Source organism: Stenotrophomonas sp. GQ19 (genome assembly GCF_059758695.1).
In genome coordinates, this window is the sequence record NZ_JCAXES010000014.1 from 60,341 (window position 1) to 83,945 (window position 23,605).

Annotated in this window: 16 protein-coding genes and 1 pseudogene; 11 read left to right on the forward strand and 6 right to left on the reverse strand. The window is 67.5% G+C overall.

Annotated features, from left to right (window positions below; genetic code table 11):
* Nucleotides 1–18: 18 nt before the first annotated feature.
* Entirely contained in the window at nt 19–3,249 is a 3,231-nt protein-coding gene (locus AC6CHL_RS19985) for an efflux RND transporter permease subunit (RefSeq protein ID WP_038685812.1), read from the reverse strand.
* 88 nt (nt 3,250–3,337) lie between these two features.
* The gene (locus tag AC6CHL_RS19990) at nt 3,338–4,582 is read right to left on the reverse strand and encodes an efflux RND transporter periplasmic adaptor subunit (protein ID WP_038685813.1); all 1,245 of its coding nucleotides are present in this window, start codon (nt 4,580–4,582) and stop codon (nt 3,338–3,340) included.
* Nucleotides 4,583–4,808: 226 nt separating this feature from the next.
* Between AC6CHL_RS19990 and AC6CHL_RS19995 the strand changes: the two genes are divergently transcribed.
* The 5 genes from AC6CHL_RS19995 to AC6CHL_RS20015 all read left to right on the forward strand — a co-directional run bounded on the left by AC6CHL_RS19995 (nt 4,809) and on the right by AC6CHL_RS20015 (nt 10,790).
* The gene (locus AC6CHL_RS19995) at nt 4,809–6,140 is read left to right on the forward strand and encodes a M20 family metallopeptidase (RefSeq protein ID WP_448136902.1); all 1,332 of its coding nucleotides are present in this window, start codon (nt 4,809–4,811) and stop codon (nt 6,138–6,140) included.
* Between the two features lie 156 nt (nt 6,141–6,296).
* Nucleotides 6,297–7,115, forward strand: coding sequence for an NADPH-dependent 7-cyano-7-deazaguanine reductase QueF (gene queF / locus AC6CHL_RS20000; RefSeq protein ID WP_498295933.1), 819 nt, complete (start codon nt 6,297–6,299; stop codon nt 7,113–7,115).
* A 368-nt stretch (nt 7,116–7,483) separates the two neighbouring features.
* On the forward strand, nt 7,484–7,777 hold the full coding sequence (locus AC6CHL_RS20005) for a LysM peptidoglycan-binding domain-containing protein (RefSeq protein ID WP_038685816.1): 294 nt from the start codon (nt 7,484–7,486) through the stop codon (nt 7,775–7,777).
* A gap of 44 nt (nt 7,778–7,821) precedes the next feature.
* Nucleotides 7,822–8,325: a hypothetical protein gene (locus AC6CHL_RS20010; RefSeq protein ID WP_038685817.1), complete on the forward strand. Its 504-nt coding sequence runs from the start codon at nt 7,822–7,824 to the stop codon at nt 8,323–8,325.
* A 239-nt stretch (nt 8,326–8,564) separates the two neighbouring features.
* The gene (locus AC6CHL_RS20015) at nt 8,565–10,790 is read left to right on the forward strand and encodes an NADP-dependent isocitrate dehydrogenase (RefSeq protein ID WP_038685818.1); all 2,226 of its coding nucleotides are present in this window, start codon (nt 8,565–8,567) and stop codon (nt 10,788–10,790) included.
* Nucleotides 10,791–10,987: 197 nt separating this feature from the next.
* Here the strand turns inward: AC6CHL_RS20015 and AC6CHL_RS20020 are convergent, their stop codons facing one another.
* Nucleotides 10,988–11,878, reverse strand: a complete 891-nt coding sequence (locus tag AC6CHL_RS20020) for a hypothetical protein (protein WP_498295936.1) — start codon at nt 11,876–11,878, stop codon at nt 10,988–10,990.
* 315 nt (nt 11,879–12,193) lie between these two features.
* On the opposite strand from AC6CHL_RS20020, the gene AC6CHL_RS20025 reads away from it, so the two are divergent.
* The 6 genes and pseudogenes from AC6CHL_RS20025 to AC6CHL_RS20050 all read left to right on the forward strand — a co-directional run bounded on the left by AC6CHL_RS20025 (nt 12,194) and on the right by AC6CHL_RS20050 (nt 17,770).
* Nucleotides 12,194–13,150, forward strand: coding sequence for a hypothetical protein (locus tag AC6CHL_RS20025; protein ID WP_498295938.1), 957 nt, complete (start codon nt 12,194–12,196; stop codon nt 13,148–13,150).
* Nucleotide 13,151: 1 nt separating this feature from the next.
* Nucleotides 13,152–13,700 carry a GTP-binding protein gene (locus AC6CHL_RS20030; protein WP_498295940.1) on the forward strand — a complete coding sequence of 183 codons (549 nt, stop codon included), beginning with the start codon at nt 13,152–13,154 and terminating at the stop codon, nt 13,698–13,700.
* A pseudogene (locus AC6CHL_RS20035) lies at nt 13,693–14,106 on the forward strand (roadblock/LC7 domain-containing protein); the annotation flags it as partial. The gene AC6CHL_RS20030 and the pseudogene AC6CHL_RS20035, both read left to right, overlap by 8 nt.
* 50 nt (nt 14,107–14,156) lie before the next feature.
* Entirely contained in the window at nt 14,157–14,516 is a 360-nt protein-coding gene (locus AC6CHL_RS20040) for a hypothetical protein (RefSeq protein WP_038685821.1), read from the forward strand.
* 587 nt (nt 14,517–15,103) lie between these two features.
* A complete protein-coding gene (gene aceK / locus AC6CHL_RS20045) occupies nt 15,104–16,840 on the forward strand; it encodes a bifunctional isocitrate dehydrogenase kinase/phosphatase (RefSeq protein ID WP_498295942.1) in 1,737 nt (578 codons plus the stop codon).
* A 57-nt stretch (nt 16,841–16,897) separates the two neighbouring features.
* Nucleotides 16,898–17,770, forward strand: a complete 873-nt coding sequence (locus AC6CHL_RS20050) for an energy transducer TonB (protein WP_498295944.1) — start codon at nt 16,898–16,900, stop codon at nt 17,768–17,770.
* Nucleotides 17,771–17,806: 36 nt separating this feature from the next.
* On the opposite strand, the gene AC6CHL_RS20055 is transcribed toward AC6CHL_RS20050, so the two are convergent.
* The 3 genes from AC6CHL_RS20055 to AC6CHL_RS20065 all read right to left on the reverse strand — a co-directional run bounded on the left by AC6CHL_RS20055 (nt 17,807) and on the right by AC6CHL_RS20065 (nt 23,586).
* Nucleotides 17,807–19,393 carry a sensor domain-containing diguanylate cyclase gene (locus tag AC6CHL_RS20055; protein ID WP_498295946.1) on the reverse strand — a complete coding sequence of 529 codons (1,587 nt, stop codon included), beginning with the start codon at nt 19,391–19,393 and terminating at the stop codon, nt 17,807–17,809.
* 166 nt (nt 19,394–19,559) lie between these two features.
* A complete protein-coding gene (locus AC6CHL_RS20060) occupies nt 19,560–20,567 on the reverse strand; it encodes a cupin-like domain-containing protein (protein WP_498295947.1) in 1,008 nt (335 codons plus the stop codon).
* A gap of 19 nt (nt 20,568–20,586) precedes the next feature.
* Nucleotides 20,587–23,586 (reverse strand): TonB-dependent receptor, encoded by a 3,000-nt coding sequence (locus AC6CHL_RS20065; protein ID WP_448134603.1) that lies wholly within the window; start codon nt 23,584–23,586, stop codon nt 20,587–20,589.
* Between the last annotated feature and the right edge of the window lie 19 nt (nt 23,587–23,605).

The window sequence follows — 23,605 nt, forward strand, 5'->3', positions numbered from 1 at the left end:
CGCGCAGGTACGGCGTGCTCATGCGCGGTCCTGGGCGCTGGCGTGGCGCAGCGCGCGCTGCTCGCGGCGTTCGCGCATCCACTCGGAGAAGCGCTCCATGTACAGGTAGATCACCGGCGTGGTGTACAGGGTGACCAGCTGCGACAGCAGCAGGCCGCCGACGATGGCGATACCCAGCGGGCGGCGCAGCTCCGAGCCGATGCCGGTGCCCAGTGCCAGCGGCAGCGCGCCGAGCATGGCCGCGGCGGTGGTCATCATGATCGGGCGGAAGCGCAGCAGGCAGGCGCGGCGGATCGCGTCGTGCGCGTTGGCACCGGCGCGGCGCGCTTCGATGGCGAAGTCCACCATCATGATGCCGTTCTTCTTGACGATGCCGATCAGCAGCACGATGCCGACGATGCCGTCCACCGACAGCGGCAGCCCGCACACCATCAGCGCCAGCAGCGCACCCACGCCGGCCGGGGGCAGCGTCGAGATGATGGTGAAGGGGTGGATGTAACTTTCATACAGCACGCCCAGCACGATGTAGATCAGCACCAGCGAGGCCAGCAGCAGCCACACCACGTCGGTCTGGCTGCCGGTGAATTCCGCGGCCTTGCCGATGAACTGCGCATGCACCTGCGAGGGCATGTCCAGGCCGTCCTTGGTCTCTTCGATGGCCTTGACCGCATCGGACAGCGAATAGCCCGGGGCGATGTTGAACGACACCGTCACCGCCGGCAGCTGCTGCTGGTGGCTCACCACCAGCGGGGTGCTGGTGATCTTGCCCTCGGCCAGCGCCGCCAGCGGGATGATGTTGCCCGCGCCCACCGGAATGCCGGTGTTCTGCGCACCGATGCCGGTGGCGGTGGACGAGTTGGACGAGGTGACCTGGCCGAAGTTGGTGGCGTTGCTGCCGGTCAGTGCGCCGGCGCCGTTGGAGGCCACCGCCAGCTGGTTCATCAGCGCGGTGCTGGTACGGAACTCCGGCGCCACTTCCAGCACCACGCGGTACTGGTTGAGTTCGGTGAAGATGGTCGAGATCTGGCGCTGGCCGAACGCGTCGTACAGGGTGTCGTCGATGGTCTGCATCGGCACGCCCAGCACGCTGGCCTTGTCGCGGTCGATGGTCAGTTCCAGCGCGCGGCCCTGGTTGGACAGGTTGTTGTCGACGTCGGCCAGTTCCGGGCGCTGGCGCAGCGCTTCGGTCAGGCGGGTGGCCTGCAGCGCGACCTGCGCGCTGTCCACGTCCGACAGCGAGTACTGGTACTCGGTGGCGGCCACGCGGGTGTCCAGGGTGACGTCCTGCACCGGCTTGAGGTACAGCGCCACGCCGGGAATGCCGGCCACGGCCTGCTGCAGGCGCGGCAGGATCTCATCCAGCCCGTCGCGGTCGCCGCGCTCCTTGAGCACGATCGACAGCTGGCCCTGGTTGAGGGTGGGGTTCATGCTGCCGGCGCCGATGAAGGCCGACACGCCGGTCACGGCCGGGTCCTTGCGCAGCGCCTCGGCGACCGCCTTGGTGCGCAGTTCCATCTGCGGGAAGGCGATGTTCTGGTCGGCCTGGACCACGCCGGTGATCAGGCCGGTGTCCTGCTCGGGCAGCAGGCCCTTGGGGATCACCACGTACAGCACCACGGTGAGCACCAACGCACCGGCGGCCACCGCCAGGGTCATGCGCTGGTGGTCCAGCACCCAGTCCAGGCTGCGCTCGTAGGCGCCCACGGTGCGCGTCCACAGGTTTTCCTTGCCGGCCGCCGCGGCGCGCTCGTGGGCGTCTTCGCCTTCGGGCAGCGCGTCGGGCTTGAGCAGGTAGGCGCACATCATCGGGGTGAGGGTCAGCGAGATCAGCATCGACAAGGTCACCGCGATGCTCAGCACCCAGGCGAACTCGTGGAACAGGCGGCCGGTCACGCCGGGCATCAGCAGCAGCGGCAGGAACACCGCCACCAGCGAGATGGTCAGCGACAGCACGGTGAAGCCGATCTGGCGCGCGCCGATCTCGGCCGCTTCCGGGCCGCTCTTGCCCTGCTCGATGTAGCGCACGATGTTTTCGATCATCACGATCGCATCGTCGACCACGAAGCCGGTGGCCACCACCAGCGCCATCAGCGACAGGTTGTCCAGCGACATCCCGGCAAAGGCCATCACCCCGAAGGTGCCGGCCAGCGACAGCGGCACCGCCACCGAGGGAATGATGGTGGCCCACAGCCGGCGCAGGAACACGAAGATCACCGCCACCACCAGGCAGATGGTGAGGATCAGGGTGAACTGCACTTCATGCACCGAAGCGCGGATGGTCTCGGTACGGTCGGAGAAGATCTCCAGGTGCACGTCGGCCGGAAGCACGTTCTGCAGCTGCGGGATCAGCGCGCGGATGCGCTCGACGGTCTGCACGATGTTGGCGCCGGGCTGGCGGCGCACTTCCAGCAGCACCGCCGGCTTGCCATCGGCCCACGCGGCCAGCTGGTCGTTCTCCACGCCATCGACCACGTTGGCCACGTCCGACAGCCGCACCGGGCGGCCGTTCTTGTAGCTGATGATGGTGTCGCGGTACTCGGCGGCGCTGGTCAGCTGGTCGTTGGTGCCGATCGAATAGGACTGGGTCTTGCCGTTGAGCGAGCCCTTGGGCGCGTTGACGTTGGCCTGGGTCAGCGCGCTGCGCAGTTCTTCCAGTGTCAGGCCCATGTTGGACAGCTGCGCCGGGTTGACCTGGATGCGCACGGCCGGGCGCACGTTGCCGGCGATGGACACCAGGCCCACGCCCTGCACCTGCGACAGGCGCTGGGCCAGGATCGAGTCGGCGTAGTTGTTGACCTCGCGCAGCGGGCGCGTGTCGGAGGTGAGCTTGAGGGTGACGATGGCCGCGTCGGCCGGGTTCACCCGGTTGTAGACCGGCTGGTAGGGCAGCGAGGAGGGCAGGGTGGCCTGGCGGATCGCGGCCTGCACGTCCTGGGCGGCGATATCGATATCGCGGTCCATCGAGAACTGCAGGATGATCGTGGACAGGCCGGCCGACGAATCGGAGGTCATGATCTCCAGCCCGGAGATCTGCCCGAACTGGCGTTCCAGCGGGGTGGTCACCAGCGAGGCCATGGTGGTGGCGTTGGCACCCGGGTACTGGGTGGTCACCACCAGGCTGGGCGCGTCGATCTCCGGCAGCGCCGACACCGGCAGCTGGCGGTAGCCGAGGATGCCGAGCAGCAGCAGACCCGCCATCAACAGCGAGGTGGCGATCGGGCGGCGGATGAAGATCGTCGAAAAGCCCACGGGCGGATCCTTGCTGTTACGTCATGCGGCGTTGAAGCGGGCAGACGCCGGCCAGCCGGCCGGCGTCGGGAACGTCAGGCAGGCGCGCTCAGCGCGGACCGCCACCGCGGCGGCCACCACCGCCCTTGTCCTGCTGGGCGGCGGCCTTGAGCTCGGCGTCGGTCGGCGGCGCCGGGGTTTCACCCGGCTTGAGCGCGGTGACCTTGCTGCCCGGCTTGAGCCGGAACTGGCCCTCGCTGACCACGCGCTCGCCGCCCTTGAGGCCCTCGGTGATCTGCACGTTGCTGTCGCCCACTTCCACGCCGCTCTTGACCGTCTGCATGGCCACGGTGCTGTCGGGCTTGACGATGTAGACGTACTCGCCGTCCGGGCCGCGCATCACTGCCTGGGTCGGAATGACCACGCCGCCGCCGATCGTGCGCAGCTGCATGCGCACGTTCACGAACTGGCCCGGCCACAGGCTGTTGTCGCTGTTGTTGAACAGCGCACGGGCGCGGAAGGTGCCGCTGTCGCTGCTGATCTGGTTGTCCACCACGTCCAGGGTGCCGCCGTCGGTGAGCACGTGGGAATCGTTGCGGTCGAGCGCGGCGATGGTGACCGGGCCGGCCTTCTGGGCCTGGCGCACGTCGGGCAGCTGGCGCTCGGGCAGGTTGAAGACCACGTGGATGGGGTGGATCTGGGTCAGGGTGACCAGCGCGGTGCCGGCGCTGACGATGTTGCCGGCGTCCACCGCGCGGATGCCGGCAATGCCGGAGATCGGGGCGGTGACCTTGGTGTACTGCAGCTGCACCTGGGCGGCGCGCATGCTGGCGTCGTTGGCGGCGACCGCGCTTTCAAACTGGGCCACCTGGTTGCGCTGGGTGTCCAGGTCGGTCTTGGCCACGTACTGGCGGTACTCCGGCGAATTGGAGCGCTGGTAGTTGGAGCGTGCGGTGGCCAGCTGCGCCTGGTTCTGGCGCTTGGCCGCGGCGGCTTCATCGAAGCTGGCCTGCAGGGTGCGCGGGTCGATCTGCGCGAGCAGGTCGCCCTTCTGCACTTCCTGGCCTTCCTTGAAGTTGATGCTGATGAGCTGGCCGCCCACCTGCGGGCTGACGGTGACGGTGTTCATCGCCGCCACGGTGCCCAGCGCGCTGGCGTACACCGGCACGTCCTGGCGGGCTGCCTCGACCACGGTGACCGGCACGGGACCGGCGTTGCGCTCCTGCCCCTCCTGGCCGGCGCCCGCAGCCGCCGCGTCGCCCTTGGGCTTGCCACCGCCGAGCATGCGCACCCCGATGAACCCCACCACCAGCACTGCGACCACCAGCAGCACGATCTTCCAGAAACGCGACATTCAACTAACTCCTGAGGCTGGCGGAGGGCAGGGCCCAAATGGCTGGTGCAAAGCATACCCGTCGCCCGGGAGCTTTCATGCATGACGGATGGGACGGGCGATCAGACCGGATGTGACCGGCCGGGTTCCATGAATGAACGCCTGCGGGGGCAGAAAGTTACAGCAGCAAGTGCGCCGATGCCCTACATTCAGGTTCGACCGTCCTGTTCGTCCGTGGAGATGTGCAATGCCTCGTCTGTCGCTGCTGCTGTCCGCCCTGCTGCTTGCCTGCCCCGCGCTGGCCGCGGCTACCCCCGCCGAGCGCCCGGAAGTGACGGCGGCGGCCACCCGGCTGAAGGCCAAGGTGGTCGACTGGCGGCGCGATTTCCACCAGCACCCGGAGCTGTCCAACCGCGAGGAGCGCACGTCGGCCAAGGTGGCCGAGCAGTTGCGCGCGATGGGGCTGAAGCCCAAAACCGGCATCGCCCACCACGGCGTGGTGGCGATCATCAAGGGTGGCAAGCCGGGCCCGCGGATCGCGCTGCGCGCGGACATGGACGCCCTGCCGGTGACCGAGCAGACCGGGCTGCCGTTCGCGTCCAAGGCCACCAGTACCTACCGCGGCGAGCCGGTGGGGGTGATGCACGCCTGCGGGCACGATGCGCATACCGCCACGCTGCTGGGGGTGGCCGACGCGCTGGTGAAGATGCAGGCGAACCTGCCGGGCGAGGTGATGCTGATCTTCCAGCCCGCTGAAGAAGGGGCGCCGCCGCCGGAAGAGGGCGGTGCGGCGTTGATGCTGAAGGAGGGTCTGTTTGCCGACTTCAAGCCGGAGGCGGTGTTCGGGCTGCATGTGTTTTCGAGCGTGCCGGCCGGGCAGATCGCGGTGCGCGGGGGGCCGTTGATGGCCGCCTCGGACCGGTTCGGGATCAAGGTGATCGGGCGGCAGACGCATGGGTCGGCGCCGTGGAACGGGGTGGACCCGATCGTGGCGACGGCTGATCTGGTGGGGACGGCGCAGACGATCGTGAGCCGGCGGGCGAATCTGTCCAAGCAGCCGGCGGTGCTGACCTTCGGGGCGATCAAGGGCGGTATCCGCTACAACATCATTCCCGACGAGGTGGAAATGGTGGGGACGATCCGGACGTTCGACGAGGGGATGCGGCAGCAGATTTTCGCGGACCTGCGCAACGTGGCCGAGCACACGGCGGCGGCGCACGGGGCCAAGGCGGTGACGGAGATCTACGAGTCCGAGGGCAATCCGGCGACGGTGAACGATCCGGCGCTGACGGCGCGGATGCTGCCGAGCCTGCAGGCGGTGGTGGGCAAGGACAATGTGTACGAGCCGCCGCTGCAGATGGGGGCGGAGGACTTTTCGCTGTACGCCAAGGAGGTACCGGGGCTGTTCTTCTTCGTGGGGTCGACGAGCGAGGGGATCGATCCGGCGACGGCGCCGGCCAACCACTCGCCGAAGTTCCTGCTGGATGAGAAGGCGCTGGACGTGGGCCTGCGGGCGTTGCTGCAGGTGAGCCTGGATTATCTCAACGGGACGGCGGCGCCAGCGCCGGCGGCAGGGTAAAACGACGGTAGGCCCCGGCCGCTGGCCGGGGCGAAAACCAACACGGGCGGGCGGGTTCCGGCCCTCCCGCCGCCTGGGGGCGCACTGCCCCCCGGTCGCCATGGCCTTCCGCGTTCGTCGCCAGACGCCGCGCGCCTCCCGGCGTAAAATGGGGCGATGAATACCCCCCAGGACTCCAGCCTCGGTCGCGAGGTTGCATACCCGTCGCAGTACGATTCCGCGCTGCTGTTTCCCATTCCGCGCCGTGGCGCGCGTGAAGAGATCGGTCTGGACGAGGCGGCCCTGCCGTTCGTCGGGCATGACCGTTGGCAGGCCTATGAGCTGAGCTGGCTGGACCGGCGCGGCAAGCCGCGCGTGGCGGTGGCCACGGTCAGCGTGCCGTGCACGTCGCCCAACCTGATCGAATCCAAGTCGTTCAAGCTGTACCTCAATTCGCTCAACAGCACGCGCTTCGAGGATGACGAGGCGGCGCGGCTGCGGATCACCGCCGATCTGTCCGGGTGCGCCGGGGCGGTGGTGACGGTGCGGTTCGGGGTGCCGATGCTGGTCGAGGTGGCCGAGGGCGAGTCGCTGGACGAGCTGGATGTGGCGATCGAGCGCTACGGGCCGCCGGCGCCGGAATTCCTGTCGGCCGACGCCGCGCAGGTGGTGACCGAGACGTTGAGTTCGGCGCTGCTGAAATCCAACTGCCCGGTAACGGGGCAGCCGGACTGGGCCAGTGTGAGCATCCGCTACCACGGGCCGCAGATCGATCGCGAGGGGCTGCTGAAGTACCTGGTCAGCTACCGCGAGCACGCCGAATTCCACGAGCAGTGCGTGGAGCGGATCTTCAGCGAAATCACCCAGCGCTGTGCACCGCAGTGGCTGGAAGTGGAAGCGCGTTACACCCGCCGCGGCGGGCTGGACATCAACCCGTGGCGGGCCAGCCCGGGCATCGAACTGCCGGCCCGCACCGTCCGCGACCTACGCCAGTAGAGCGACCCCACGGGTCGCTGCCCCGGAACCCCGCACCGCCTGGTAGAGCGACCCCACGGGTCGCTGCCCCGGAACCCGGCACCGCGCGCAGCCACCCATGGGGTGGCTCTACCTCCGGAACCCGGCACCACGCCCAGCCACCCATGGGGTGGCTCTACCTCCGGAACCCGGCACCGCGCGCAGCCACCCATGGGGTGGCTCTACCGCGGAACCCGGCACCACGCGCAGCCACCCATGGGGTGGCTCTACCCCCCGGCAACGTGGCCGCCCGTCGGCGTTCCGCGCGTCTTCACATCCACGCCATGCCCTATTAACACCCGCTGTGACACCGTCCGTTCCATGTCGTCAATGAAGACGGGAGTGTGTGGATGAGTACCGATAAGAAGGCCGATTTCTCCGGTGTCACCTCCAGCGTGGACAGCACCGCGCAGAAGGTCGAAAAGGCGGATTTCTCCGGCGTTACCGCTTCGGTGGACAGCACCGCCGAAAAGGTAGGAGGCACCTACACCGTGCAGAAGGGCGACTCGCTGTCGAAGATCGCCAAGCAGGAACTGGGCGACGCCAACGCCTGGAAGAAGATCTTCGAGGCCAACCGTGACGTACTCGAGGACCCGGACAAGATTTTCCCCGGCCAGACCCTCAAGTTGCCGCCCAAAGCCTGAGTCACCCTTGCTTGTAGTCCACTGAATTCCCAGGGAGGAATTACATGAAGAAGACATCCATCAGTACTGCCGTTCTCGCTGCCCTGCTGGCCACCGTGGCATTGGCCGGCTGCAAGAAGAAAGAAGACACCGCCGACAACAACGCACAACCGGCGGCGATGACCCCGGCTGAACCGGCACCGATGACGCCTGCGGCGCCCGAGCCGATGGCTGCGGCAGCCGGCGTGAACGTGACCGCCGTGACGGTGGGCAAGACCGCTGCCGCCGACAAGAGCGTGGCAACGGTGGCGCTGTTCGCACCGAAGGACGACATCATCGTCTCGGTACGCACTGACGGCGCGGCCAACAACGCCAACGTGGCCGCCAAGCTGACGTTCCAGGACGGGCAGGTGGCCGGTGAGCAGAACCAGGCACTCAACACCACCGGTGCCGACACCACCAACGTCACCTTCAAGAATGCCAAGGGCTGGCCGGCGGGCAAGTACCGCGCGGAAGTCACGGTAGATGGTAAGGCGGCAGGAACGCCGCAAGAGTTCGAGGTCAAGTAAGCCGCCAGCCGACTCTCTCCCGGCAACAGGCTCACGATGGACGCAGCCGCGAGGCTGCGTCTTTTTTATGGGCTGGTTTCAGATGATACGAAGCTGGCCGCACCACAGTGTTCCAATACGTTCGCGTATGGCCCGGCTTTGCTCCGGGGGGCTTAAAACGCGACAATGCGGGAGTTTCCCGCAGCGCGCCCCACCCGGCGCGGTCACTCATCAGATCCGCAAGAGAGCCTCCGTCCCCCATGTCCAGTTCGCCCAAGATTCTCTACACGCTTACCGATGAAGCCCCGTTCCTGGCGACCCAGTCGCTGCTGCCGATCGTCGAGGCCTACACCGCCACCGCCGGCATTGCCGTTGAAACCCGTGATATCTCGCTGTCCGGCCGCATCCTGGCGCTGTTCCCGGATTACCTGAAGGACGCGCAGAAGGAAGTGGACCACCTGGCCGAACTGGGCCAGCTGGCGACCACCCCGGACGCCAACATCATCAAGCTGCCCAACATCAGCGCCTCGGTGCCGCAGCTGAAGGCGGCCATCAAGGAACTGCAGGACCAGGGCTTTGCCCTGCCGAACTACCCGGACGTGCCCACCGACGACGTCTCGCGCGACATCAAGGCGCGCTATGACAAGGTCAAGGGCAGCGCGGTGAACCCGGTGCTGCGCGAAGGCAACTCCGATCGCCGCGCGCCCCTGTCGGTGAAGAACTACGCGCGCAAGCACCCGCACCGCATGGGCAAGTGGTCCACCGAGTCCAAGTCGCATGTGTCGCACATGGACGGCGGCGATTTCTACGGCAGCGAAAAGTCGGCCACGCTGGCTACCGCCGGCAGCCTGAAGATCGAGCTGCAGCAGGCCGATGGCACCACCGTCGTGCTGAAGGAAAAGACCGCGGTCAAGGCCGGTGAGATCGTCGATGCCGCCGTGATGAGCCGCAACGCGCTGGCCAGCTTCGTGCAGGCGCAGATCGCCGACGCCAAGGCAAAGGGCGTGCTGTTCTCGCTGCACCTCAAGGCCACCATGATGAAGGTCTCCGACCCGATCATGTTCGGCGTGGTCGTCGAAGAGTTCTACAAGGACGTGCTGGCCAAGCACGCCGACGTGCTCAAGCAGGCCGGCTTCGATCCCAACAACGGCATCGGCGATCTCTACGCGCGTCTGCCGCAGCTGCCTGAAGCGCTGCAGGAAACCATCAAGGCCGACCTCGCCGCCGAATACGGCAAGCGCCCGGGCCTGGCGATGGTCAACTCGGACAAGGGCATCACCAACCTGCACGTGCCCAGCGACGTCATCGTCGATGCGTCGATGCCGGCGATGATCCGCGACTCGGGTGGCATGTGGAATGCCGACGGCAAGCTGCAGGACACCAAGGCCGTCATCCCTGATCGTTGCTATGCCGGTGTGTACCAGGCCGTCATCGACGATTGCCGCACCCACGGCGCGTTCGATCCGGCCACCATGGGCTCGGTGCCCAACGTCGGCCTGATGGCGCAGAAGGCCGAGGAATACGGCTCGCACGACAAGACCTTCCAGATCCCGGCCGACGGCACCGTGCGCGTCACCGACGAGGCGGGCGCCGTGGTGTTCGAACACGCCGTGCAGACCGGTGACATCTGGCGCATGTGCCAGACCAAGGATGCGCCGATCCAGGACTGGGTGAAGCTGGCCGTCAACCGCGCCCGCCTGAGCAGCACCCCGGCGGTGTTCTGGCTGGATGCCGCACGTGCGCACGACGCGCAGGTGATCGCCAAGGTGGAAACCTACCTGAAGGACCACGACACGACCGGCCTGGACATCCGCATCCTGACCCCGGTGGAAGCGACGGCGTTCTCGCTGGACCGCATCCGCAAGGGCGAGGACACCATCTCGGTGACCGGCAACGTGCTGCGCGATTACCTCACCGACCTGTTCCCGATCATGGAGTTGGGCACCAGCGCCAAGATGCTGTCGATCGTGCCGCTGATGGCCGGTGGCGGCCTGTTCGAGACCGGTGCCGGCGGGTCGGCCCCCAAGCACGTGCAGCAGTTCGTGGAAGAGGACTACCTGCGCTGGGATTCGCTGGGCGAGTTCCTGGCCCTGGCCGCCTCGCTGGAACACCTCGGCAACCGTTACGACAACGCCGGCGCCACGGTGCTGGCCAAGACCCTGGACCAGGCCAACGGCCAGTTCCTGGACAACGACAAGTCGCCGTCGCGCAAGCTGGGTGGCATCGACAACCGCGGCAGCCACTTCTACATCGCGCTGTACTGGGCCCAGGCCCTGGCCGCGCAGGACGACGATGCCGCGCTGAAGGCCCGCTTCGCCCCGCTGGCCAAGGCACTGGCTGACAACGAGCAGACGATCGTCGAAGAGCTGGCTGCGGTGCAGGGCAAGGCCGTCGACATCGGCGGCTACTACCGTCCGGACGTGGCCAAGGCCTCGGCCGCGATGCGCCCGAGCAGCACCTTCAACAGCGCGCTGGCTGCGCTGTAAGGTCTCGACGCCGCACCTGCGGTGATCGACAGAAACCCGCGCTTCGGCGCGGGTTTTTTGTTGGGCTTGGTTGACCCTCACCGACGCACCGGCACCCCGCCCCTATCCAACCGCACGCAACCACCCCGGTGGGTAGATCTACCCCATGGGTGGCTGCCCATCTCGGCACTACCGCCGTGTGGCTCCCCACCTCGGCACTACCGCCGCGTGGCCGCCGGCGCCGGGAACAACGGCGTGAGCCGCTCAATGGCCGCATCGAGCCCCGCGAGCTGGCCGGACTGCAGCAGCTCGTTGCGAACCAGCTGCTCGTAGTCGCCGCTGCCGCACGACCCCATCTGGCAGAACTGATCCATCAGCGGGCCACCGGCCACGCAATCGGCGCCGCGCCGGCACGCGGCAATCTGCAACGCGTACCCGGCCAGCTCGCCCGAGACCGGTTGGCTGCCATCGTCGTAGCGGTAGGCCATCTGACCCAGGTAGTTCAGGGCGTCCAGATCCTCGGCGGCGATCGACTGCTCGATCAATTCCAGGTAGTCGGCCTTGTCCAAGGGGGCCTGCGCGGAAACATGCAGCCACGCCTGCGATGCAAGGTCGCCCTGGGCGGCTGCCTGTCTGCGCAACGTCCTCGTGGCGGTGAGCGGATAGTGCAGCCCCTCCTTGCCGCCGCAGCGGGCGAAGATGCGGTGCCCGGCATCGATGATGGCCGGGCCCGCCGTCGGGTCGAACGCCCCGTCGGCCAGATGCTCCACGCCACGCAGATAGTCCGCACGCGCCAGGTTGACGAACGTGCAGTGCTCGTACCGTTCGGCGAGGGTGCGCTGCGCCAAGCGGTCACCGGCCTGCGCCGCGATGTTGAGCTGCGCCAGCTCGGCGTTGGCTTTTTCGGCCATGCGTGCCAGGGACGCAGTGGACATCGGCAGTGCGGCGACGGCATGGGCAGAGAGTGCCGCGTGCCGCGGCGACGGCGGCGTGGGCATGTGGGTCGCTGCGGCCTGCGCGCCGGGCTGCCTGTGCAGCATGCTCCAGGCCACCACACCCATCAACAGAACCGCCAGCCCACCGGCGAACCAGGCGCCTGCATGTGTCATGCCCCGCATTCCATTGCCTCCCTGCATGCCCGCTGGACCCACCGATACGCAACGACTCTATCGCATCCCGTCGTGCGACTTCCGCACGCGTCCGAACTGAGACGTCCATCGAGGCTCGCGCGCGGGCATGAAGGCCGCGTCAACGCGAGTGGTACGGAACTTGCCTTGTCGCCACAACGTCTGGCCACCCACGGGCTGTGCAGAAACGTCACTTCAATCTGTGCGATGCATCACTTAAGCCCCGGTATCGATGGCATAGCCTATCGACGATCTTTTCTGCAGTAAGTGTGATCTCTCACAACGCAGGGGAAGGCGATGGCCAGGGTGCTGGTGGTCGGATCGGATATCCAGGGGGAGCACGCCTTGTTGCAGCGCCTGCGCTCGGCCGCGGCATTGCCGGCCGACACCGTGCGCAGCTGCCGTGATCTGGATGACTGCGATCTGTTGGTGATCAAGGACACCCCGGCACTGCGCAATGCCGCGCTGCGCATGGTGCGCGAGCGGCCGAAGATCCAGTTCTGGATCGAAGACCAGGATGGCCGCCTGCGTCATGGCCAGGGCGATGAGCACGCGGTGCTGGACGACCATGCCATCGAGCACGCACTGCGCCAGATGCCCGCCGCACCGACCGTTGTGCCGATCGAAGAGCCCTGTGCGGCGCGCGGCGCCAAGGCGATCACCCGCGCGCTGCGCGAAAGCCTGCAGTCCCGGCACGGGCATGCGGTGCTGGCCTTGAATGGGTTGCCGGTGCTGTTGCTGGATTTCGAGCAGGACCAGATGGTGGTGCCTGACGGCAGCGGCAATGCCGAGCTGGCGCAGCTGCTCTCCGATGATTTCGAACAACTGGCGCTGCATGGCATCGCCGCCAAGCGTTACCAGCAACTGGCCGGTGAGCTGCCGCGCCAGTCGCTGCGCCCGCTGTTGTGGCACTGGGGCCAGCACCCGGCGCATTGGCACGACCTGGATGTACGCCTGCAACAGCACGCACGGGTGCGCCTGTTGCGCTGGCCGGATTTCCGCGTGCTGGGCCACCAGCACGACAGCTTCCGGCTGTGTTCGCTGCTGCTGAAACGGGCCTGCAGCGTGGACGAGTGTGCGTCGTTGCTGGACATTTCCGGCGACGCTGTGCGCGCCTTCGTACACCCGGCCTACCTGTGCGGTTACGCCGCGCTGGAGGCACCGGCCGGTGGCAGCCGGTTCATCGGCGGCAGCGATGCCGGTGGCCTGCTGGCCCGGATGTGGCGCAGCGTGCGCCAGCGCAGCGGGGGCTGACGTGCGCGAACACAAGATCGTGGTGCTGGGCAGCATGGGGTGTGGAAAATCGACGCTGGTGCGTGCCATCGCCGCCGGGGCGGTGATCAACACCGATGTGCACAACAGCGACCGCCAGGGCGCGGACAAGGCATCGACCACGGTGGCGATGGACTACGCCGACATCGACCTTCCCAACGGCGACCGCCTGCGTCTGTATGGCACGCCCGGGCAGCAGCGGTTCGATTTCCTCTGGCCGATCCTGCTGCAGGGGGCCAGTGGCGTGGTGCTGCTGCTGGATGCCACCCGCGAGACCGTGGCCGACGAGCTGGCCGCGTACCTGGCGGTGTTGCGGCAGCACGCTGCGCAGGTGCCGGCGGTGATCGGTGTGTCGCGGCTGGACCTGGCCCCGCAGTTCGACCTGGAGGCCTGCGCCGTACACACCGGCCAGCAGGGCCGTTGGCTGCCGGTGGTGCCGGTGGATGCACGCGACCGCGAACAGGGGCTGTGCCTGATGGACGTGCTGATGAGCGAAATGGAAGCCGGTGCCCTGGTGGCTGCGCATGGCTGATGGACACGATGCACGCCGCCTCGACCCGGCCTTGCGCGCGCGCCTGGGCCATCACCTGCAGGGCTTTGCCGATGACATCAACGGGGTGCGCAGCGTGGTGCTGGCCAGCGTGGATGGTTTCGCGCTGGTGCCGGCGGCAGGCACGCATGGCAATGGCGAGCGCCTGGCCGCGATGACCAGCGCGATGCTGGCCCTGGCCGCTGCGGTGGGCCGCGAGTTGGCGCTGGGCGAACTGGAAGTGCTGATGCTGGAAGCCGGCGAGGGCAAGGTGCTGATGCTGGCCCTGCCTGCAACGCCGGCGCCGCTGCTGCTGATGACCGCCTGCGACGCGCGCTGCGTGATCGGCAAGGTGCTGTGGAGTGCGAAGGAATGTGGCCGCAACATCATGGCCGAACTCAGCGGATCACGAGCCGATCCGCAGGGGAACACGGGGCTCGACAACCAACGGGGTGCAACATGGCAGGACTCGACGATACCTTGAACGCGCTGATGACCATCGATGGCGCGCAGGCGGTGGCGCTGGTCGATTACGAAAGCGGCATGCTGCTGGGGGAGGCCGGTTCGGGGATGGACATGGAAGTGGCGGCGGCAGGCAACACCGAGGTGATTCGCGCCAAGATGAAGACGGCCGCATCGCTCAATCTCAACGACACCATCGAAGACATCCTGATCTCGCTGGGCAAGGCGTACCACATCCTGCGCCCGGTCTCGCGCAAGAAGGGCCTGTTCCTGTACCTGGTCCTGGACCGCAACAAGTCCAACCTCGCCTTGGCACGCCGCAAGGTGCAGGACGTGGAAGCCGAACTGGCTCTGTAAGGTTCCCTCCGCCGCCGGCCGCGCCGTGGTGGCGGCCGGCGGCGTTTTTTTTGGGTCTCCGTCGCTATGCGGGGCAATCAAAAGCGTGCTTTTGATCTTTCCAGGCGCGGCCGTTGGTGGGTCGGGCGCTGGGCCCCTATGCCCTTTCCGGCGACGCCCCCGGCGTCGGCCTGCGGCCGCCACCTCCTCCTTTATTTCGCCTCCAAGGGCATAGGGACCCAGCGCCCGACCCACCAACGGCCATCAAAAAAGCCCAGCTCCCCGTCCGCACCGCAAGCCGAGCCCCGTAGCAGGCGGTAGGCTCCTGGGCAAAATAAAGGAGGAGGCCGCCCCGCGGCCGGGGGACATTTGCACCAGGGGCCTACCGGCTGCTACGGGGCCCTCACGCTCGCGACCGGCCCGATCGGAGACCGAAGCCAATCCAAACAGCGCCTGCACACCCGGCCACCCGCGTAGCTTCGTGCACAGTCTGCGACGGCCCTTGCAACAAGGCGCTCCCCTCAGAGGGGAGAAGAACCTTTTTTCTCCCGCTACCCCAGGCAGCGGCGGCTGTCGTATGGTGACCGCTGGTCCCTTCGGTGCGATGAATGGCAGCCGCCGATATTCCTGATCCCGGTACGCTGGCCACAACGCTGGCGCTGCTGATCCGCGATGGCTTCGAGCATTACCACGCGCGCTTTGCGGCCGTCACGCAGCGGGCGCGGCTGCGCTTTGAAACGCGTGACTGGGCCGGTGCCCGGCAGGACGCCGTCGAGCGCATCGGCCTGTATGACCACTGCATCGCCCAGACCGTGGATGCCCTGCGCCGCGGCGCTGGCGAGCAGGTGGGTACCCGCACGCTGTGGCTGCACGTACGCCAGGCCTACGCCGCGCTGCTGGATGGCCTGATCGATGCCGAGCTGTACAAGACCTTCTACAACACCCTGGCGCGGCGGCTGTTCGCCACGCAGGGCGTGGATGCGGCCATCGAGTTCATGGCCATGGATGTCGAGCCGTCCGACGCGATCACCCATCCGGTCGCCCGCCACAGCTACACCCTGTCGGCCACGCGCCCGGCCGAAGCCTTGTTGCGGGTACTGGGCGACTACCGGTTCGATGTACCGTATGCACATCAGCTGCGCTGCGCGGCGGCGATCGCGGTGCGGCTGCAGGACGACCTGGCGCATTGGGGCGATTACCCGGTGCGCAGCATCGAGTTGCTGGACACCGTGTTCTACCGCGAACGCCGCGCGTATCTGGTGGGCCGCGTGTTCGGCGAGCATCGCTTTTCGCCGTGCGTGATCGCACTGGTCAACGACCAGCATGGCCTGCGCGCCGAGGCCGTGCTGACCCGGCGCCGCGACGTGGCGCACCTGTTCGGTGTGTCGCGCAGCTATTTCCAGGCCGACCTCGCCACGGTGGGCGATGCGGTGGTGTTCCTGCGCAGCCTGCTGCCGGGCAAGCCCATCGATGAAATCTACACCGTGCTGGGGCGCGCCAAGCAGGGCAAGACCGAGCGCTACCGCACCTTCTTCCGGCACTTCCAGGACCATCCCACCGAGCAGCTGGTGCATGCCGATGGCACCCCGGGCATGGTCATGGCGGTGTTCACGCTGCCCAGCTATCCGCTGGTGTTCAAGCTGATCCGCGACCGCTTCGCCTGGCCCAAGGCGATGTCCCGGCAGCAGGTGGAAGAGAAGTATGCGCTGGTCTTCAACCTTGACCGCGTGGGCCGCCTGCTGGATGCGCAGCCTTATCGCCACCTGCGGTTTCCGCGTGCGCGTTTCGCCCCGGCACTGCTGGACGAGCTGTTGACCCAGTGCCGCAGCAGCGTCAGCGAGGACGGCGACGACGTGGTGGTAACGCTGTGTTACGTGCAGCGCCGGTTCCGTCCGCTCAACCTGTACCTGCGCGAGCAGGCCAGCGAGGCCCGGCGCAACGCGGCACTGGACTACGCGCAGGCGATCACCGACATGGCGCGCAACAACATTTTCCCAGGCGACATGCTGCCGAAGAACTTCGGCGTGTCCCGGCATGGGCGTGCGGTGTTCTACGACTACGACGAACTGTGCCTGGTCAGTGACTGCACCTTCCGCGCCTGGCCCACGCCCCGCAATGCAGAGGAAGCATTGGCCGACGAGCCATGGTTCCAGATCGGTCCACGCGACGTGTTTCCCGAGCGCTTCTGGATGTTCATGGGCTTGCCGGGGGCCGAGCTGGCGGCCGTGCGCGAGCACTTCGCGTACCTGTTCGACCCTGCGTGGTGGCAGGGCCTGCAGGCACGCTTTGCTGCCGGTGACTTTCCAGATACGCCGCCTTATGCCTCAGGCCAGCGACTGGCCTGATTGGAAACCCTGCCAGCCCTGCGCTACGCTCAGCGCCGTCCACAAGGAGCAGGTGCGATGCGTTCATCCCATATTCTTGCGATGGCGTTGGCGATCGGCGCGATCGGCATGGCCGCGCTTCCCGAGGCTGCCGCGCAGAGCGAGCGCACGATACGCGCCCAGGCCGAAGCCAGCATGGTGCTGTCCGGTAGCGTTGATGTGGGTCCGGAAGGCCAGGTGGAAGGCTTCACGCTGGACCAGCGCGACAGCGTGCCCGTTCCCATCGCCGGCTTCGTCGATCAGGTGGTGAACGCATGGCGCTTCGCGCCCGGCACCGAAGACGGACGCCCGGTCCGCATGCGCACGCCCGTCATCCTGCGCATTGGCGGCAAGTCACAGCCCGACGGCGCTACCCTGCTCACCCTGTTGGCGGCAAATTTCGACCACTACGATCCCGTGGCCACCGACAGTGTGACCGCCGTGACCATGCGGCCGCCGTTCTACCCTGACAGTGTCGCGTCGATCGGCGGACGCGGTGATGTCCTGCTGCTGCTGAAGATTGGTCGTGACGGGCAGGTACTGGATGTGGCCACCGAACAGGTGAACATGAAGGTGGTGGCCAGGGGAGCGGAGATGCAGCGCATGCGTGATGCACTGGCGCGCGCGTCGATGGCCGCTGCGCGTAGCTGGACCTTCCGCGCGCCAACCACCGGCATGGACAAGGACGCCAACGACTGGACGGTGCGGGTGCCGGTGAGCTTCGCCTTCCACGGCGAGGATGTCCGCTATGGCGCGTGGGACGTCTACGTCCCCGGACCCCGCCAGCAGGCGCCCTGGCGCGCGGACCGGGCGCTGGCCAACGATGCCGGCGACCTGCTCCCAGCGGGCGGGGTGTACATGGCGGACGCAACCCCCACCGGGCCGCAGCTGCTGACCCCGCCAGGCACCTGAACCCCCCGGCCGTGCAGCCGGGGGCGGGCGGCGCCCTCAGTTCGTGCCGCGCCGTTCCGGTGCCGGGTGCACCACGGTGCGGTTGCGGCCCTGTTCCTTGGCCATGTAGAGCGCCTTGTCGGCCAGCCGCAGCGCCTGCTGCGGATCCTCGTGATAGCTGGGGTAGTGGGCCACGCCCAGCGACACCGTGACCGAGCCGACCTCCTCGAACACTTCGGCGGCCACCTGCACGCGCAGGCGTTCGGCGATGCGTGCGGACGCCTCGGTGTCGATGCCCGGCAATAGGATCAGGAACTCTTCGCCGCCGTTGCGGCAGAGCAGGTCGGTGTCGCGCGAGTCGTCGCGCATCAGCTGCGCGATGCGCAGGATCACCGCATCGCCCACCGCATGCCCGAAACGGTCGTTGATGGTCTTGAAGCGGTCGATGTCCAGCGCGATGATCCCGAACGGCTGCCCGCGCGCCTGCCAGTCTTCCAGCCCTTGTTGCAGGCCGCGGCGGTTCTGCAGCCCGGTCAGCGGGTCGGTCATGCTGGCGCGGTTGAGCTTGCCGATGCGGTCCTGCAGCAGGTTGAAGCTGTACAGCAGGGCCTGCTTGAGGTGCGCCACTTCGTAGTACCACGCGCGGATGCCGGTGACATGGCGGATGGCGATGCCGGTGTCGCGGTTCTGCACGTTGCGCGCCAGCTGCCACAGCGGCAGCGAGATGCGCCGCGCAAACCACCAGGTGATCAGCAGCGACAGCACGCCAAGCGGAATCGCATTCCAGATCACTGCCTTCATCAGCGTGGACAAGGCCGCCAGCGTGGCGTCGGCCGGGCGCTGGGCCACCACGCCCCAGCCGACGATCGGCACCGGCGCATAGCCGGCCAGCATCTGCACGCCGTGGCTGTTGCGCACCTGCTGGGCGCCGGTGTGGCCCTTGCTGACCGCCAGCACCGCCGGGTTCTCCATCGCGAACTGACCCACCCGGTTGGGTTCGATGTGGTACAGGATGCGGCCGTTGCGGTCGACCACGTACAGGTAGGAGCCGTCGCGGTAGTAGTGCTTGCCCAGCAGCGTCTGCAGGATGCTGCGCTCGCGCAGGTAGATGGTGCCGCTGACGTAGCCCTGGTACTGGCCCTGCGCGCTGAAGACGGGATGGGAGATGGCCACCAGCAGGCGCCCGGTGGCCGACTGGTAGGGGTCACTGATGAACGGCTCGCGCCGGTCCAGCGCGTCCTTGTTGCCGCGGCTGTTGAGGGTGACGCCCTGCAGCGCCAGGCTCTGCGGCGAGGTGGCCAGCACGGTGCCGGCCGGGTCGACGATCAACACCGAATTGAAGCTGTTGGTCTGCAGCTGCAGGCGTGCCGCTTCGGCTTCCAGCTCGCGGCGGTCGTGCGCGCGCTGGCCCAGCGCGGTGGCGCTGTAGGCCAGCTGCTGCTGCGCGGACTGGATGAAGTTCTGGGTGGTCTCGGCCAGCTTGCTGGCATACACCCGGTTGGCTTCCAGGGTGGTGCCGATCAACTGCTCGCGCTGCACCCGGTAACTGGCGTGCAGGGTATTGGCCAGCGCCACCACGGCACTGAGCAGGGCCAGGCCAAGGATCAGCTTGCCAAGGTTGAGGCGGGTGGAAAACGGGCGCATGCGGGGCTTCGGACTGGCAGGGTGCAGCGCCAGCCGGGATGCGGATGGAACGGCAGCGATGGAGCAATCAGGAGCGCAACATCCCGCCCCCGGGCGGACTACGGGTCACGCCGCGGATTATTGCGGATTACGGCGCGCCGTGGGTGAAGCGCACACCCGCACGCGTTCAGCGCTCCAGCCGTCGGCGCAGCACGCTGCGCACCTGTGCGGCCGTGTTCGCATCCAGCGCGCCCAGCACCCCGCGTGCGTGGGCGGGGACATGCGCGGCGGTGTCCGGGTTGGCATGGAACACGTAATGGTCGAAGACGGTACGCCACTGTTCGCGTTGGTGCGGAGGCAGCTCGCGCAGCGCCAGCATGGCCAGCATCAACGCGTTCATGGGCGCATCCATCCATGCCGGCACCGGACGCCACCAGTAGTTCACCAGAACATTGAACGTGTCCAGCCCTTCCATGTGGTGCCACCACAGCGAGGGGATGAACACCGCATCGCCCGGGCCCAGCTCGGCCACCTGCGCATGTGCCAACGCCTGGGCAAAACGCGGAAAGCGCTGCAGGTCCGGTGCGGCGAAGTCGACCAGGCTGATGGCCTGGCCGGCGGGGGTGAAATCCAGCGGACCGATGTACAGGTTGTCGATCTGCTCCGGGGCGAACAGAGTCACCCGGCGTCGGCCCGCAGCCACGCAGGCCAGGTTGTCCGGTACATCCTGGTGGGCGGCAATGCGCGAGCGGTTGCCGATCCAGATGCTGGCCAGCGGGTCGTCCACCCCCAGCGCCAGCGGATTGCACGCGCCGAAACCGGGCAGGAAGCTGTCCAGCGTGGTCGAAGCCACGTAGATGCCGGGCGGGTCGGGGTCGGGCTGGTACTTGAGCAGGGTGTCGAGCACCACCTTCAGGGCGATCTGCTCACGGCGGAAGTTGAAGCCGCTCATGTCCGCGTTGTAGAACAGCCGCCCCTGCGCCTGTGGCGGCGCCGTGGTGGCGGTGACCGGCAACTGGCCGTGGTCGAACTGCTTGAGGTGTGCCACCGCTGCGGCCGCCGATGTGCGTGCCGCAGCCACCATCGGCCAGTGCGCCACCAGCCCGCGCAGCACCTTGGGCGTGGTCCAGCCGGGCAGCTGCGTGTGCAGCTGCGCCGGGTCCAGCCCATGCACTTCCTCGATCCGGCCTGTCATCGCGCCGTGGTTCCTGTGCTCAGAACTTGTAGCGTACCCCGAACATGTAACGCGGCCCGGTCTGGGTGGCGTAGCGCAGCATGTTGGTGTGGCGCGCATAGGTGCGCATGGTTTCGTCGGTCAGGTTGATCGCCTCCAGGCTCAGCGTGAGCTGGTCGCTCACCGCGTAGCTGATGTTGAGGTCCAGCTGGCCATAGGCGTCGGTGTAGTTCGGGTTCGGGCCCTGCCCGCCGATGCCGTTGAGGAATTTGTCGCGCCAGTTGTAGGCCGCACGCACCTGCCAGTTGTACTTCTCGTAGAACAGCACCAGGTTGGCCGAGTCGCTCAAGCCGATCATCGGGTACTGGTCGCCCAGGCTCAGGTTGTCGAAGGTCAGGCCGGACTTCACCTTGGTGTAGTTGGCCGCCAGGCCGAAGCCGGTCTGCCCGAACAGCTGCTGCACGCTCAGTTCCCAGCCGTCCAGGTGGTCCGAGCGCTGGTTGGCCGGCACCGTGATGTCGAACCCGGCGACCGGGTCGCCGGGCTGGCCGACGATGGTGCCGGTGCGCTGGCCGGCCGAGTTGGTGCCGGTGGCGGTCACGCCCGGGTCGCCGTCGTGGTTGGCGAAGATGTAATCGCGGATGCAGGGCATGTCGGTCACCCCGCAGCCCGAGGCCAGCGCCTCGTTCCAGTAGGTGCCGCCCACCGGGGTGTGCAGCCCGGCGCTGTTGTCGCGCACGATGGTGTTGCTGATGAAGTTCTTGATGTTCTTGCGGAAGAAGCCCAGCGAGGCGTAGCTGGATTCGCCGTAGTACCACTCCAGCGACAGGTCGAAGTTGTCGGCCAGCAGCGGCTCCAGCCCGGGATTGCCGCGCGAGCCGGTGCCGCCCTGGGTGCGCACGATGTTGTCGAAGCGGCGGCCGCTGTCGATCTGGGTCCAGCCGGGGCGGCCGATGCTGCGGCTGTAGCTGCCGCGCAGCGCCAGCGCCTCGGTGATGTCCAGCTTGAGGTCCACGTTGGGCAGCACGTAGTCGTACTTGCCCTTGCCGCCGATGAAGGTGCCCTCGGCCGCATAGCCCAGGTTGAACTCGTTGGCCGAGCCCCAGTTGATGCTGGTCGGTACGCGCACCAGCGCGGTCGATTCCACCTCGGTCTGCTCGTAGCGCACGCCGGCGGCCACATGCAGCGGCATCGACCAGTCGAAGGTGGTGCGGTACTGCAGGTAGGCGCTTTTGGAGGTTTCGGTGGTGCGGATGTCTTCGGTGTACTCGGTGGGCGCCAGGTAGCAGGTGGGGCAGGGCGGCTCGCCATTGGCGGCCACCTGGCCGGCACGCTCGCGCAGGCGGTCGAAGTCGAACACCAGGAACTGGCCGGTCAGGCGCGGGTCGCTGTGCCCGGAGAACGCATCGAAGTACTTGGCCATGTCGTCGGCGTACCAGATGCTGTCGTCATAGTCGGCCGGGTTGCCCAGCCCGCCCCAGCTGTCGCGCTGCATGATCGCCGAGGCCGAGCGGTTCTCCACCTTGGTATGGCCGACGCCGAAATCCAGTGCGGAATAGTCGGCGAACTTGAAGGTGCCGCTGCCCTGGTACTGCTGCACCTTGGACTTGTTGTAGCTGTTCTGGAATACCGAACCGGTGACCAGCGCCTGGTTGGCCTGCACGCCGCCCGGCGGCAGCGCGATGTTGATGATCGGCAGGTCGCCGCTGTAGTCCACGGTGGTCTTGCCGCGCACGAAGGCGGCCACGCCGAGCACGCCTGCCGAGCCATACGGGCCGTCCGGCTGCGATTCGGCGGTGGCATTGTGGACGTCGAAGGACAGGTTCAACGCATCGTTGACTTCCCAGGCCACGTTGAAGCCCAGCGCGTCCATGCTGTTCTTGGTGGCCAGCTTCATGCCGCCCATCGACACGTCCGAGTTGACCATGTCTTCGCTGTAGATGATCGGCGCCGCGATCGGGCCATTGGTCCAGGTGCTGTCGCCGGGGCCGTAGTTGAACCACACCGACAACTCGCTGCGCTGCTGCTGCACCTTGTTCTCTACATAGGTGTAGTCCAGCGTGGTGGTGACGTTGTCGGCCGGCTTCCACTGCAGGGTGGCCTGGGCGTTGGTGCGCTGGCGCTGCACGCCGTTGACGTTGTAGGCGGTGTTCTGCGGGCGGCCGTAGATGTCGGTGGCGTCGGGGCGGTTCTGGATGCGGTCTGAATAGCCTTGGCCGGGTTGCGGCAAGGCGCGCCAGTCGCTGCTTTCGTTGCCTTGGAAGGTGGCCCAGCCCTCGGCCACGGTGGCCTGGTTGAAGCCCGAATCGCGCTCCTGGTGGCTGGCGCTGAGGGTCACGCCGAAGCGGTCGTCGGCGTAGCGCTGGCTGAAGATGCCCGACAGCTCGCCGGTGATGTTGGCGCCCTGCAGGGTGCGCGGCAGGTTGTCGTTGGAGCTGTCGTTGACCGCCTTCAGGCCCAGGCTGATCACCGGCTCGGCCTCCAGCGGGCGCAGCGTCTTGATGTTGATGGTGGCGCCGATGCCGCCGGTGGGATTGTCGGCGCGGGTGGTCTTGTACACCTCCACCGCCGAGATCGATTCGGAGGCGATGTTGGCGAAATCGAACGAGCGCGAGCCGGACAGGCCACCGCCGCCGTTGCCCAGGTTGGACGCGGGCATCTGGCGGCCGTTGAGCAGCACCAGGTTGAAGTCCGGCCCGATGCCGCGCACGGTCACCTTGGACCCTTCGCCGCTGGATGTACGGTCGATCGACACGCCGCTGATGCGCTGCAGCGATTCGGCCAGGTTGGTATCGGGGAACTTGCCGATGTCCTCGGCCACGATGCCATCGACCACACCCTGGCTGTCGCGCTTGAGGTTCATCGACGAGGTGAGGCTGCCGCGGATGCCAGTGACCTGCACCGCGTCCAGCGTGGTCGGGTCGGGCGCTTCGCCCGTGGCCGGGCGGGCCGGATCCTGTGCCCAGGCAGGGCTGGCCAGCACGGCCAGCAGCGCGGAAGTGAGCATCGCCTTGCGGGGTACGACCTTGTACGTCTTCATGAAAGCTCCCTCCCCAGGG

Bases quoted from the DNA above. Each gene is read 5' to 3' on its own strand.
- AC6CHL_RS19990 (WP_038685813.1), bottom strand. From the start codon at position 4,582: ATGTCGCGTTTCTGGAAGATCGTGCTGCTGGTGGTCGCAGTGCTGGTG.
- AC6CHL_RS19995 (WP_448136902.1), top strand. From the start codon at position 4,809: ATGCCTCGTCTGTCGCTGCTGCTGTCCGCCCTGCTGCTTGCCTGCCCC.
- queF (WP_498295933.1), top strand. From the start codon at position 6,297: ATGAATACCCCCCAGGACTCCAGCCTCGGTCGCGAGGTTGCATACCCG.
- AC6CHL_RS20005 (WP_038685816.1), top strand. From the start codon at position 7,484: ATGAGTACCGATAAGAAGGCCGATTTCTCCGGTGTCACCTCCAGCGTG.
- AC6CHL_RS20010 (WP_038685817.1), top strand. From the start codon at position 7,822: ATGAAGAAGACATCCATCAGTACTGCCGTTCTCGCTGCCCTGCTGGCC.
- AC6CHL_RS20015 (WP_038685818.1), top strand. From the start codon at position 8,565: ATGTCCAGTTCGCCCAAGATTCTCTACACGCTTACCGATGAAGCCCCG.
- AC6CHL_RS20020 (WP_498295936.1), bottom strand. From the start codon at position 11,878: ATGACACATGCAGGCGCCTGGTTCGCCGGTGGGCTGGCGGTTCTGTTG.
- AC6CHL_RS20025 (WP_498295938.1), top strand. From the start codon at position 12,194: ATGGCCAGGGTGCTGGTGGTCGGATCGGATATCCAGGGGGAGCACGCC.
- AC6CHL_RS20040 (WP_038685821.1), top strand. From the start codon at position 14,157: ATGGCAGGACTCGACGATACCTTGAACGCGCTGATGACCATCGATGGC.
- aceK (WP_498295942.1), top strand. From the start codon at position 15,104: ATGGCAGCCGCCGATATTCCTGATCCCGGTACGCTGGCCACAACGCTG.
- AC6CHL_RS20050 (WP_498295944.1), top strand. From the start codon at position 16,898: ATGCGTTCATCCCATATTCTTGCGATGGCGTTGGCGATCGGCGCGATC.
- AC6CHL_RS20055 (WP_498295946.1), bottom strand. From the start codon at position 19,393: ATGCGCCCGTTTTCCACCCGCCTCAACCTTGGCAAGCTGATCCTTGGC.
- AC6CHL_RS20060 (WP_498295947.1), bottom strand. From the start codon at position 20,567: ATGACAGGCCGGATCGAGGAAGTGCATGGGCTGGACCCGGCGCAGCTG.
- AC6CHL_RS20065 (WP_448134603.1), bottom strand. From the start codon at position 23,586: ATGAAGACGTACAAGGTCGTACCCCGCAAGGCGATGCTCACTTCCGCG.